The sequence below is a fragment of the Parabacteroides sp. CT06 genome, from assembly GCF_002257605.1.
In the GTDB taxonomy this organism is placed as follows: Bacteria; Bacteroidota; Bacteroidia; order Bacteroidales; family Tannerellaceae; genus Parabacteroides; species Parabacteroides distasonis.
The window spans coordinates 1,991,135-2,004,015 of sequence record NZ_CP022754.1 but is presented as its reverse complement, the minus strand read 5'-3'; the positions used below and the strand labels follow the sequence as shown (position 1 = coordinate 2,004,015).

At 46.4% G+C, this 12,881-nt stretch carries 8 protein-coding genes and 1 pseudogene; 3 read left to right on the top strand and 6 right to left on the bottom strand.

Annotation, left to right across the window (positions count from 1 at the left end; translation table 11 throughout):
* Window positions 1–480: 480 nt before the first annotated feature.
* Both CI960_RS08670 and proS read right to left on the bottom strand, forming a co-directional pair.
* The gene (locus CI960_RS08670) at window positions 481–1,608 is read right to left on the bottom strand and encodes a helix-turn-helix domain-containing protein (protein ID WP_005857147.1); all 1,128 of its coding nucleotides are present in this window, start codon (window positions 1,606–1,608) and stop codon (window positions 481–483) included.
* A 66-nt stretch (window positions 1,609–1,674) separates the two neighbouring features.
* Window positions 1,675–3,156, bottom strand: a complete 1,482-nt coding sequence (proS, locus tag CI960_RS08665; protein WP_005857149.1) for a proline--tRNA ligase — start codon at window positions 3,154–3,156, stop codon at window positions 1,675–1,677.
* A 108-nt stretch (window positions 3,157–3,264) separates the two neighbouring features.
* On the opposite strand from proS, the gene CI960_RS08660 reads away from it, so the two are divergent.
* Window positions 3,265–4,368, top strand: a complete 1,104-nt coding sequence (locus tag CI960_RS08660) for a Gfo/Idh/MocA family protein (protein WP_005857151.1) — start codon at window positions 3,265–3,267, stop codon at window positions 4,366–4,368.
* A 4-nt stretch (window positions 4,369–4,372) separates the two neighbouring features.
* Here CI960_RS08660 and CI960_RS08655 read toward each other — a convergent pair whose 3' ends face one another.
* The 3 genes and pseudogenes from CI960_RS08655 to CI960_RS08645 all read right to left on the bottom strand — a co-directional run bounded on the left by CI960_RS08655 (window position 4,373) and on the right by CI960_RS08645 (window position 7,226).
* Entirely contained in the window at window positions 4,373–6,112 is a 1,740-nt protein-coding gene (locus CI960_RS08655) for a ubiquinone-dependent pyruvate dehydrogenase (RefSeq protein ID WP_005857153.1), read from the bottom strand.
* A 72-nt stretch (window positions 6,113–6,184) separates the two neighbouring features.
* Window positions 6,185–6,742, bottom strand: a pseudogene (locus CI960_RS08650) (cytochrome-c peroxidase); the annotation flags it as partial.
* 79 nt (window positions 6,743–6,821) lie between these two features.
* Window positions 6,822–7,226, bottom strand: a complete 405-nt coding sequence (locus tag CI960_RS08645) for an HsmA family protein (protein ID WP_005857157.1) — start codon at window positions 7,224–7,226, stop codon at window positions 6,822–6,824.
* A gap of 114 nt (window positions 7,227–7,340) precedes the next feature.
* Between CI960_RS08645 and CI960_RS08640 the strand changes: the two genes are divergently transcribed.
* Window positions 7,341–8,498: an MFS transporter gene (locus tag CI960_RS08640; protein WP_005857159.1), complete on the top strand. Its 1,158-nt coding sequence runs from the start codon at window positions 7,341–7,343 to the stop codon at window positions 8,496–8,498.
* A gap of 12 nt (window positions 8,499–8,510) precedes the next feature.
* Entirely contained in the window at window positions 8,511–11,621 is a 3,111-nt protein-coding gene (locus CI960_RS08635; RefSeq protein ID WP_005857161.1) for a glycoside hydrolase family 2 TIM barrel-domain containing protein, read from the top strand.
* Window positions 11,622–11,711: 90 nt separating this feature from the next.
* Here CI960_RS08635 and CI960_RS08630 read toward each other — a convergent pair whose 3' ends face one another.
* Entirely contained in the window at window positions 11,712–12,878 is a 1,167-nt protein-coding gene (locus tag CI960_RS08630; RefSeq protein WP_005857162.1) for a MalY/PatB family protein, read from the bottom strand.
* Window positions 12,879–12,881: the final 3 nt, after the last annotated feature.

Sequence of the window (12,881 nt, the reverse complement as noted above, 5' to 3'; positions counted from 1 at the left end):
CCGCAAAGAGAGTGTTTATTTCCCGAATCACCTAAAACAAGATGTTTAGAGAAGTCCGAAAGCTGTATATTCAGACTGATTTCATGATGAAATGGAGTAAAATCATTAAAAAGAAAGAGAAACGTGGTAGATATTTTTTCATAATGCCTCGAAGATGTACATCCGGTAAGCCCCGATCCGGATAGTATTAATATGAGGAAAGCGTGGGACTATTAACTTATTTAAGAGATAGGCTCTGGTAAACCCGTACGGTAAATAAGCAACAGCCCACGCCCTTTGTCCATATACGTATAGCATATAACAATGACGTGAAGAGTACAACTTATTCTCCCGTGAAAAATTTACCAGATTTTATCTCTGAGAACGAAGCTAAACACTTTCCTAGTGTCTAAATATGTCCGCTATCTGACGATAGCGACACAAATATAGTAATAAAATCAGACCCGGAAAGAGTTTATGTACTCTTTTTAGCTGTTGCGTTTATTGATCCGTATGTTTTTTTACCGAATTAAGCCACTGGGCGGGAGACAAACCCTCTACCTTCTTAAATGCCAAGAAGAACGTGGAACGAGTCCGAAAACCACATTCCTCATAAAGGCTATCTACCGTATGACCAGCATTCTCCGGCAGGAGCAACCTTCGCTTGGCTTCCCCCACTCGCATCTCGTTGATAAGCTCGAAGAAGTTCTGTTTTAAGTATTCGTTGATCGACCGAGAAAGTAATTTTTGGTAAATACCAGTCTCTCTCGATAAGATGGATAAGGAAAGGTCCTTTCGCAGGAAAGCATTTGTTGTCTCCAGATACTCTTTCACTTGGGAACATATATCTCTCATTTGTTCCTCGTCTGGTATAGACTGAAACCCTACCGTCTCATCCTTAACGAGCATCCGTGACGTTCCTTGGATATAAGGAACAGTTGGATGAGCAATAAAATTATAGACGAGGAAGCTCATCGCCATCACATTCAATATCTGTATCAACCAAGCATCAGTCCGAGGCCAAATCGCATAGCAGGTCATCACGGTGACAAACAAGGCAGCGAACAGGATCATAAGTTTCGGAATCCATTCCTTTTGCATGTATTCGGCATCAGACCAATTATCCTTTATATACTGCTTCTTCCGGTAAAGATAAATAAAGATAGCGACAAAATAACCGATCATCTGCGAGGTAATCACGGCAGCGTTAAAATCACCGATCCAAGTATCATCACCGGTGACCTCATGAAGTATACTCTCCATACGCTTCCGCATAGGAATGGATAACACGATAACGACACAGACAATCGCCGGTAAAAAATGCAACAATTGGACAGGCTTGAAACGAGGATCAAGATCAAAGTTGCGGCGGGTAAATAACCACAGCAACGGCATCAACAGCGTATTGACCGAATAACTGATAGGGAAAAAGAACAACGTTATATCATGCCAACCAAGCATGCGGCTCATGTTGTAAATATAAACAGGGATGTTAGGAAGAACGATAATCGCTGCGGCATAACCACTCTCGCCACGAAACCGAGTGGCAATCAATAACAACATCGCCAATAACACCAAGATAATGATGCTACTAAAGTTAACGACAAGTATAAATTCGTGGTAGCTCATTTTCTTAGAGAGGGATGCCCTTCGGTTAAAGCATCCCTCATTTTATTTCATCTTTTAGCATAACAATCAATAAGCTCTGGCGAACAGTACCCGACAAGCCGACGGTTTACCTGTCACCATACACTTACCCGGAGTCTTATCTCCAGCTAAAGGAATACAGCGGATCGTAGCTTTTGTCTCGTTCTTGATCAATTCCTCTGTCTCTGGGGTTCCATCCCAGTGAGCCATGATGAAGACGCCATCCTCGATCTTCTCCTTAAATTCCTCATACGTATCTACGTTTATGATGTTAGCCTCACGGTGATCGTACGCTTTCTTGAAGATATTCGCTTGGATTTCCTCCAACAGATTCTTCACGTATTCCTCAATGCCATCACAAGTGATCGTTTCCTTCTCCAAAGTATCACGGCGCATCACCTCGATTGTATTATTTTCCAAATCACGACCACCCATAGCCAAACGCACGGGAACACCTTTCAACTCGTACTCAGCGAACTTCCAGCCCGGCTTCTTATTATCAGCGTCGTCATATTTCACGGAGATACCCAACGCCTTCAACTTAGCCACGATACCAGCGACCTTCTCGCTGATCTGCGCTAATTGCTCAGCGCTACGATAAATCGGGACGATCACAACCTGAATCGGAGCCAAATGAGGAGGCAATACCAAACCGTTATCATCGGAATGAGACATAATCAACGCACCGATCAAACGTGTGGAAACTCCCCAAGAAGTAGCCCAAGCATAGTCGCTCTTGCCGTTCTTGTCGATGAAAGTAACGTCGAAAGCCTTACCGAAGTTCTGTCCCAAAAAATGGGAAGTTCCCGCCTGCAAAGCTTTTCCATCCTGCATCATCGCCTCGATCGTATAGGTATCCAAAGCACCAGCGAAACGCTCGCTCTCAGACTTCACGCCCTTTATTACTGGCATTGCCATATAATTCTCAGCGAAGTTCGCGTAAACCTCTTGCATCTTCTTAGCTTCTATCTCCGCTTCTTCACGAGTAGCGTGAGCGGTATGGCCTTCCTGCCACAAGAACTCAGCCGTACGAAGGAACAAGCGAGTACGCATCTCCCAGCGCATCACGTTCGCCCATTGGTTGCACAAGATAGGCAGGTCGCGGTAAGACTGAATCCAGTTACGGTATGTATTCCATATAATGGTCTCCGAAGTCGGGCGAATGATCAATTCCTCTTCCAGTTTAGCTGCCGGATCTACGACAACCCCCGTACCGTCATGATTTGTCTTCAAACGATAGTGAGTAACCACGGCGCACTCCTTGGCGAACCCTTCTACGTGCTCAGCTTCTTTGCTTAAGAAAGACTTCGGGATCAGCAAGGGGAAATAAGCGTTCACATGACCGGTTTCCTTGAACATATCGTCTAGGATACGTTGCATCTTCTCCCAGATAGCGTATCCGTAAGGCTTGATCACCATACAACCACGCACGGCGGAATTCTCCGCCAAATCTGCCTTAATTACCAAATCTTGGTACCACTGCGAATAGTTTACACTTCTCGGTGTAAGTTCTTTCAGCTCTTTTGCCATTTCTTTATATTTCTAAATTATACTGTTTTCCTTAATCTGAATAAGTAATGGGTTGCAAAGGTAAGAAATAATCGTATATCTTTGTAAAAACTATATATAGATAATATCATGAATATACACAAGATCACACGTTACTTACTTATGTTATGTGCATTTACGTTCTTAACTCTCACGGCGAAAGGGCAAGATGGAGAGCCTTTGCGACTGGCCGTGGCAGGAGTATCCCACGGACATCTATGGGAGGTGATAAGCCGTTTGGATAGAGGCGATTTCAAGATTGTAGGAGTCGCCGAGAAAGATGATTACTTACGGGAACATAACGGTCTGCGGGATAAGCTGGATCCTAACCTATTCTATGCGGACCTTGGCGAGATGCTGGATAAGACCCATCCGGAGGCGGTCATCGTATACGAGCCGATCCACGACCATCTTCGTGTGGTAGAGGCTTGCGCACCGAGAGGCATACATGTTATGGTAGAAAAGCCATTAGCCGTCAATAACGAACATGCTACCCGAATGGCATCGCTCGCCCGTGAGAAAAATATCTTGTTGCTTACCAACTACGAGACTACGTGGTATAATACCAACCATGAGGCATTCCGCCTTATCGACAGCGGTGCTATCGGGAAGATCGATCGTATCAACGTATACGACGGGCATCAAGGTCCCTTCGAGATCAACTGCGGAAAAGAGTTCACGGACTGGTTAACCGACCCCATGCTGAATGGCGGCGGGGCAGTTATCGATTTTGGATGTTACGGAGCCAACTTAGCCACCCGTCTCATGAAAGATGAAAAGCCTCTTAGCGTATACGCCGTACTACGGCAGAATAAACCGAATCTTTATCCCAAGGTAGACGATGACGCAACTATTATCGTGGAATATCCTTCCGCAACCGTCCAGATCATGGGATCATGGTGTTGGCCGATGGGTAGAAAAGATATGCATATCTATGGCGACAAAGGATATATTTACCAAGATACGCCTAAGGAAATGCGAATTTATACCAACGGAAAGGAGCGCCAAGAAATAGCACCTTCCTTGAACGCTCCTTATAATGATTCCTTTTATTTCTTGAAAGCCGCTGTCCGTAAAGAGATTGACGTACCTCCCACGGACCTTTCCTCGTTGGAGAATAACCTAATGGTAGTGCGGATATTGGACGCTGCCATTCAAAGCGCGAAATCTAAAGCGGTTATCCAGCTCTTTTGAGAGTTTAAAACACATCTTTCCAATGTTTTAGATTCGTATCGATGGTATCCAAGACCTCCTTGCTTCGCCCCTCCATCATTAACTTATACATGGTCTGGGCAAAACCAAGCATTTGGGAGAACTCAATCTTGGGAGGCATCGCTAATGCGTTCGGATCGGTCATGATGTTAACCAAGGCCGGTCCGTCAGCGTTAAACACTTTCTGCAAAGTGGGGAATACATCGTCGGGGTTGATCACGTTGTAGCCCGCCATTCCCATTGAAAGGGCGACCCGGGCGAAATCCGGGTTCAGCATCGTGGTCTGCCAATCCGGCAGTCCGGCCACCTCCATCTCAAGTTTTACCATTCCTAGGGAACGGTTATTAAATACGATTAATTTAATCGGCAAATGGTATTGCACGATCGTAGCAAGGTCGCCCAACAACATTGAGATACCTCCATCACCACACAACGCAACGACTTGCCTGCCGGGATAAGCCAATGCCGCCCCTATCGCTTGCGGCATGGCGTTCGCCATCGAGCCATGATTGAATGATCCCAACATCTTCCGCATACCCGTAGCTTGCAAATAGCGGGCACCCCATACACAAGTCATACCCGTATCCACGGTAAATATGGCGTCGTCCGAGCTAAGCTCGTCTACGACCGAGATCACGTACTCTGGCTGTATCTTCTCTTCTTTCCCCCGGACAGCGGCGGCAGAACGGAGATTTTCCCGAACTTTCTCATATTTAGCCAACTGTTCCCGCAAGAAACTATCATCTTCTTTCTGGTGAATCAACGGAATCAACTCATCCAAAGTATCCTTCACATCGCCACAAAGCCCCAATTGTATCTTGGCACGACGCCCCAGACGATTCGGATTGATATCCACCTGTACGATCGTGTTGCTCTCTGGCATGAATGCCTCGTATGGAAAATCGGTTCCCAACAACACCAACACCTCTGCCTCATGCATACTATAATAGCCGGAAGGCATGCCCAATAGACCGGTCATCCCCACCTCGTTCGGATTATCGTATTGGATCTCCATCTTACCCTTGAAAGAATAGGCTACCGGAGCATTCAGTAATTTAGCCAACTGCACCAATTCCGGAAGGGCATCTTTCGCCCCTATTCCACAATAAAGTGTCACTTTCTTCGCATTATTCAACAAATCCGCTAATTCCCGGATTTCCTGTTCGGCGGGACAAACCCGTTGTCGCGTAGGAAAAGAAAAGGTAGAGGACAAACCCGCTGTAGCATTCTCTGCCGCCAAGTCACCGGGAAGTCCGATCACCCCGACCCCACATGATGAAATCGCCGCTTGCATAGCGCCTTGAAGCATCCGGGGAAATTGTTCCGGCGTAGTGGCTACTTGGTTATAATAGCTACAATCATCGAATAATTTGATCGTATTTGTCTCTTGGAAATATTCCGTACCAAACTCCCGGGAAGGGATCGTGGAAGCGATCGCCAAGACCCGTGCTCCGGATCGTTGGGCATCATACAGCCCATTAATTAAATGTACATGCCCGGGGCCACTACTACCTGCGCAACAAGCCAACTCGCCTGTCAACTGGGCCTCCGCCGCAGCGGCATAAGCCCCCGTTTCCTCATGACGGACATGAATCCACCGCAATCTGCCGTTTTTCCGAACAGCCTCGTTCACCTCATTCAGGCTATCGCCTGTCACGGCGTATATACGTCGTACGCCTGCTTTTTCCAGCGTATCCACTAACTGGTCCGCAACTTTCTTCGCCATAGTTTAAACTCTTCTTTTTATTTTATAAGAAAACTATCAAGGGCTGGAGAAAGTTTTTGGAAAGACTGATTTTTATTTGATGCAATCCGTCAATGTTCGTAAAAAAGCGACAATCGCAGTCTCCTCTTCCTGAGATAAACCTAAGTTCCCCAGTTCATCCTTATTTACGGTCTCGGGATATTCCGCCGGGGGGAAATCCTCTACATCCCTTACGTTATAAAAATGTACGATCTCCTCCAAGGTCTTGAAATATCCATTATGGCCATATGGAGCTGTCAGAGCGATATTGCGGAGCGTAGGCACACGGAACTTCCCGTATTCTTCCGGATCACGCAGTCGTGAGCCCAAGCCAAGATCCATCGTATCCTTACCACACGTATTATAGGGAGCCGAAACCTTAAAGAATGGATTGCCCGGATTTGAGGGAATCCCCAGATTATCATAGGTATGATCGGTGAATAGCACCTTCCCGGCCCGTTCGTCGGGATCCAAGATATGGCACTCGGCACATAGCCCTTTTTCCTTGAAAAGCTCATAGCCTAGTTTCTCCTCTTCTGTTAATTGACATTTGCCGGCTTGCCAAGCATCGAACTTCGAGGAGAATGGATTCATCTCGGCGGAACGCTCGTAGAGGGCGATCACCTCGTTTATATAGTAAACATATCACCAAATGTACGATTTATTTCTCAAGATATATGAGCGATGGCCTCTATTTATGGAGAGACATCCCCATGTAGATACCGATGCAATAAGGAATTAACCAGATGAACCACACAACAATGCTAAATCTGTTGAAATGCTGTTTGGCTTTTAACGAACCTTTAAAGTAAGTCCAAATCGCCCAGATCGCATGGATCAGCATCAAGCAAATAGCGATAATTCCCGTTACGGTATGTACCGTATCATGTAAATGGGTCAGTTGGGCGATATGCTCCATCAAGCCCGTTCCAATAGCGTCCGCATAAAGTCCTAATACAAAAAACCAAAGATGCCACGCTTTTAACTGTCCTTGGAAACGCTCGCCCCAGACCCCGATCGTATAGCATATCAAGGCGGATGATATGACACAAATGGCCGTAATCAGTAAATGAATATCAAGTTGATTGAATACCATATTTTTCCTTTTTCAAAAAGAACAGAAGCTTCCTAAAAAAGTTCAGGCTATTGGCAAAGAATTCATACATTCGCGTGTCTAAATAAAAACGACAGGGCAATCCCGTTGAAAAATATGAAACAAAATATACTCGCTCTCTATCTGATCAAGTTATCCAAATGGTTCTCGCTCGTAATGCCTATCATTGTCCTATTCTACGAGGATCATGGTTTAGGACTACAAGACGTGTTTATTTTGAAGAGTGTCTACTCGGTCGCCGCTGTCACTTTGGAGATTCCCTCGGGCTATCTGGCGGACGTATGGGGGCGTAAGAAATGCTTGATTCTAGGTTATATACTTTTCTTTGGAGGGTACCTATGTTATTCTTTCACCTCCACTTTCACGGCATTTCTCTTCGCCGAGATTTTGTTGGGAACCGGGCAAACCTTGGTAAACGGAGCGGATTCGGCGCTGCTCTACGATACAACCGTACGATATAAAAAAGAAGAACTTTATTTGCGGTATGAGGGACGTATCACGATGATCGGTAATTTCGCCGAGGCCATCGCCGGGATATTCGGTGGATTGCTGGCCGCCTATTCCTTGCGATTGCCGTTTTACGCCCAAGCGTTTGTCGCCTTTATCGGCATTCCAGCGGCGTTCGCCTTGCAGGAATTCAATACTAAGAGCAAGGTGCAGAACCCGGTTTCCGAGATTCTCCGCATCTTGAAATATTCCTTGGTCACGAACCGTAAGCTATGCTATAACATCATGTTCTCCGGTATCATCGGAGCCGCTACATTAACGATGGCATGGTTCGTGCAGCCCGTATTGATGAAGTTGGAAACCCCGACCTCCTATTACGGTGTCATTTGGACCGTGCTCAATCTGACTGTGGGATTGTCCGCCCTCTATTCTGATCAGGTAGAGCGGTATTTCGGGATGCGTAAATCAAACACGTTTATACTACTTATAATCGTAGGTGGATATATATCGCTCGCTTATAACCTTACTTATTGGGGATTAGCGATCTTGTTCATTTTCTATATAGTCCGGGGCTTCGCCACACCGATTTTGAAAGGTTACATTAATCAAATGACCTTCTCGGAGATGCGGGCTACGGTCTTGTCGATCCGTAACTTTGTGATCCGCTTGATATTCGCTGCCATCGCCCCATTTATAGGTTGGCTAAATGATTTCTATTCTTTACGTGTCGCCCTGTTAGTTTCCGCCGGAATTATTGCCATACCCGGAATTTTATTCTTAGTTTTGCAATTCCGTAAAGCAGATTAAAAATATAATAGCATGAAAAGACAACTTATGACCGGACTGTTTGCCGCTTTGGCTTTCACAGCGGTAGCCCAGTCGAATGAGTGGCGAGACCCCGAGGTCAACGCCGTAAACCGTGCCCCGATGCACGCCAATTTCTTCGCCTACGAGACCGCCGAGGTGGCAGCGAAGGACGCCAAGGAACAATCCCAGAACTTCATGACCTTGAACGGTCCTTGGAAATTCTTTTGGGTAAAGAACGCTGACGCTCGTCCTACCGATTTCTGGCGGACCGATTACAACGACAAAGGATGGAACAATATGCCTGTGCCCGGTGTATGGGAACTGAACGGATATGGAGATCCTCTCTACGTAAACGTTGGTTACGCTTGGCGTGAGCAATTCAAGAACAACCCGCCCGAGGTCCCTACCGTTAATAACCATGTGGGTTCCTACCGTCGTGAGATCATGGTTCCTGCCAGCTGGAACGGAAAAGAGATCATCGCCCATTTCGGTTCCGTTACCTCCAATATGTATTTGTGGGTAAACGGGAAGTACGTAGGCTATAGCGAAGACAGCAAGCTGGAAGCGGAGTTTAACTTAACTCCTTACTTGAAACCCGGACAAAAAAACCTGATTGCTTTCCAAGTATTCCGCTGGTGTGATGGCACTTATCTGGAAGACCAAGATTTCTTCCGTTACAGCGGTGTCGGACGTGATTGTTATTTATACGCCCGTAACCCAAAGCAACAGATCGCCGATATACGTGTGACTCCGGATCTGGACGCTCAATACCAAAATGGCTCGTTGGCAGTCAACCTGACCATGAAGGGTAAAGGTACAGTAGAGCTTGAACTATTGGATGCCCAGAATAAAGCTGTCACTACCCAATCCTTGAACGCTTCCGGAAAGGTCAGCACGACGATAGAAGTCTCCTCTCCCCACAAATGGACTGCGGAGACTCCCTATCTATATACTTTACGGGCTACTTTAAAAGAGGGAGGCAAAACAATCGAGGTAATCCCCGTAAAAGTAGGTTTCCGTAAGATCGAATTAAAGAACGCCCAGATACTCGTGAACGGGCAACCGGTTCTTTTCAAGGGTGCCGACCGTCACGAGATGGATCCCGATGGCGGTTATGTCGTTTCACGCGAACGCATGATACAGGACATACAGATCATGAAGAAATTCAATTTGAACGCCGTTCGTACCTGCCACTATCCCGATGACAACTTCTGGTACGATCTTTGCGATAAATACGGTATCTATGTCGTAGCCGAAGCCAATATAGAGTCTCACGGAATGGGATACGGCGAGGAGACGTTAGCCAAGAACCCATCTTATAAGAAAGCGCATCTGGAACGTAACCAACGTAACGTCCAACGTGGCTTCAACCATCCGAGTATCATCTTCTGGTCCTTGGGTAACGAGGCTGGATACGGTCCTAACTTCGAGGCCGCTTACGACTGGATCAAGAACGAAGACCCCAGCCGTGCCGTACAATACGAACAGGCCGGAAAGAACGGAAAGACCGATATCTTCTGCCCGATGTATTACAACTACGAGGATTGCGCTAAATACAGCGAGGATAACTCCATGCAAAAGCCTTTGATACAATGTGAATACGCTCATGCCATGGGTAACTCTCAAGGAGGTTTCAAGGAATATTGGGATTTGATCCGTAAATACCCGAAATATCAAGGGGGCTTCATCTGGGACTTCGTGGATCAATCCGTGCGCTGGACCGGCAAGAACGGGAAAATGATCTATGCTTATGGCGGCGATTTCAATAAGTTCGACGCTAGCGATAATAACTTCTGCGATAACGGCTTGATCAGCCCGGATCGTGTTCCGAACCCGCATATGTACGAGGTGGGGTATTATTACCAAGATATCTGGACAACCCCCGGCGATCTGTCGAAAGGTGAGATCAAGGTGTACAACGAGAATTTCTTCCGTGACCTTTCCGCTTATTATCTGGAATGGGAAATGCTGAAAGGCGGCAAGGTTGTTCGTAGCGGACGTGTCGATGACCTGAAAGTAGCTCCCCAACAAACATCAACGATCCGATTGGATCTAGGCGAGACTTGCCAATGCACGGAATGGTTGCTGAATGTATCTTATAAACTGAAGAACCGTGAGGGCTTATTACCCGCCGGACATACCGTGGCCAAGGATCAGCTGACGTTGAACCCGTACAAGGCTCCATCTATGGATTTGAAAAACGTGGAAACAACCAATATCGAAACCAAGGCTCCAGCCGTACAAGATAACGACGCCAATTACCTGATCGTGGAAGGTTGTGGTTTCCGTACCGAATTCAACCGTGAGAATGGTTACCTGATCAAATACGAGGTAAACGGCCAAGACATGATCAAGGAAGGAGAGGCTTTGACTCCTAACTTCTGGCGTGCGCCGACAGACAATGATTTCGGAGCTGGCCTACAGAAGAAGTACGCCGCATGGAAGAATCCGGAAATGAAGCTGACTTCTCTTAACCAACGGATGGAGAACAAGCAAGTGATCGTAGAGGCCGTTTACGATATGCCGACCGTATCCGCCAAGTTGAACTTGACGTACGTGATCAATAACAAGGGTGCGATCAAGGTTACCCAGAAAATGACAGCAGACAAGAATGCCAAGGTATCCCCCATGTTCCGCTTCGGTATGCAAATGCCGATGCCGAGATATTTCGAGAATATCGAATACTACGGCCGTGGTCCCGTGGAGAATTATATCGACCGCAAGGGTAACGCGGACTTGGCTATTTACCGCCAGACCGTAGACGAGCAATTCTATTCGTATATCCGTCCGCAAGAGAATGGAACGAAATCGGATATCCGCTGGTGGAAAATGCTGAACGAGGCTGGCAACGGTATCGAGGTCGTAGCCTCTGCCCCATTCTCCGCTTCCGCTTTGCATTATACGATAGAGTCTTTGGACGACGGTGCCCGAAAGGATCAAAGACACTCTCCAGAAGTAGAGGAAGCCGACTTGACAAACCTTTGTCTCGATAAGGTACAGATGGGATTAGGCTGTGTAAATAGCTGGGGAACTATCGCACTCCCGGAATACCAGATTCCTTACGGCGACTATGAGTTCACGTTCATTCTTACTCCGGTAAAACATAGCATCGAGATCGAGTAAAACGAATCTTTTATCTAGTGAGAGATATATGAAAGAAGGGGAAAGCAATAGATGTTTTCCCCTTCTCACGTTTTCTATCATCACTATTCTTTAACAGGCACAGCCTACAAAATCCCTGAACAGCTCCACCCCCTTTATCAGCGAGGAACGTGGACAAGCGATATTCCAACGCATGAAGCCTTCGCCTTCTGCTCCATACATCGTTCCGGCATTGAGCCATAGCTTCGCTTTCTCGATCAGCAAGTGCTCCAATTCTTCCGATGATTTACCTAACTTACGGCAATCCATCCATACAAGATAAGTGCCTTCCAACAAGGTTATCGGAAAGTCCGGCAGATATTTCCCGCAAAAATCTTTCATGTATAAGTAATTCTGCCATAAATAATCGATCAGTTGCGACAGCCATTCCTCTCCCTCATTATAGGCCGCTATGGTAGCTATTACACCAAAAGGATTCACATCGCATACCTCGTTGATATTGATTGCCCGGTCTATCTTCCGACGTAGGTTCTCATCGTAACACACGATATTGGCGATTTGTAATCCAGCGATATTGAAAGCCTTGCTAGGCGACAGGCATGTCACGGAATGCCGTAGGAATTCTTCTGAGATAGATGCGAACGGTGTAAAAGTATATCCCGGAAATACGAGTTCGCAATGTATCTCATCTGATACGACTATTAGGCCATTACGGATACAGATCTTGCCGATACGACTTAGTTCCTCACGTGTCCATACCCTTCCAGCGGGATTATGAGGATTACACAACAGCATGACCTTTACCTTCGGATCAGCGGCTTTTTTCTCCAAATCCTCATAATCAATCGTGAATGTATCATGGGCATAAGACAAAGGGGTGCGGATAATCTCACATCCGTTATTGCGGATGGACGAGAAAAAACAGTTATAAACCGGAGTCTGCACCAGTACTTTATCACCCGGCTCGGTTAGCGCCTTGATAACGGCAGAAATTGCCGGAACAACTCCGGAGGTACAAATCATCCATTCTTTTCGTATTTGCCATCCATGCCGACGTTCAAACCAGCCTGTCACCGCTTCGTAATATGCATCCGGTACTCGAGTATAACCGAAAATACCATGTTCTACACGTTGCCGTAAGGTTTCGATAATAACGGGTGCCGTACGGAAATCCATATCGGCCACCCACATCGGTAGAACATCCGTATCCACAGCGCTATCCCATTTATAGGAGTTCGTACCGGTACGAGGCACTATTTCATCGAAGTTATATCTCATATT

What these genes read in the sequence shown, in the direction of transcription:
- CI960_RS08630 (WP_005857162.1), bottom strand. Translation starts at nt 12,878, where the DNA reads ATGAGATATAACTTCGATGAAATAGTGCCTCGTACCGGTACGAACTCC.
- CI960_RS08635 (WP_005857161.1), top strand. Translation starts at nt 8,511, where the DNA reads ATGAAAAGACAACTTATGACCGGACTGTTTGCCGCTTTGGCTTTCACA.
- CI960_RS08660 (WP_005857151.1), top strand. Translation starts at nt 3,265, where the DNA reads ATGAATATACACAAGATCACACGTTACTTACTTATGTTATGTGCATTT.
- CI960_RS08670 (WP_005857147.1), bottom strand. Translation starts at nt 1,608, where the DNA reads ATGAGCTACCACGAATTTATACTTGTCGTTAACTTTAGTAGCATCATT.
- CI960_RS08645 (WP_005857157.1), bottom strand. Translation starts at nt 7,226, where the DNA reads ATGGTATTCAATCAACTTGATATTCATTTACTGATTACGGCCATTTGT.
- CI960_RS08655 (WP_005857153.1), bottom strand. Translation starts at nt 6,112, where the DNA reads ATGGCGAAGAAAGTTGCGGACCAGTTAGTGGATACGCTGGAAAAAGCA.
- CI960_RS08640 (WP_005857159.1), top strand. Translation starts at nt 7,341, where the DNA reads ATGAAACAAAATATACTCGCTCTCTATCTGATCAAGTTATCCAAATGG.
- proS (WP_005857149.1), bottom strand. Translation starts at nt 3,156, where the DNA reads ATGGCAAAAGAGCTGAAAGAACTTACACCGAGAAGTGTAAACTATTCG.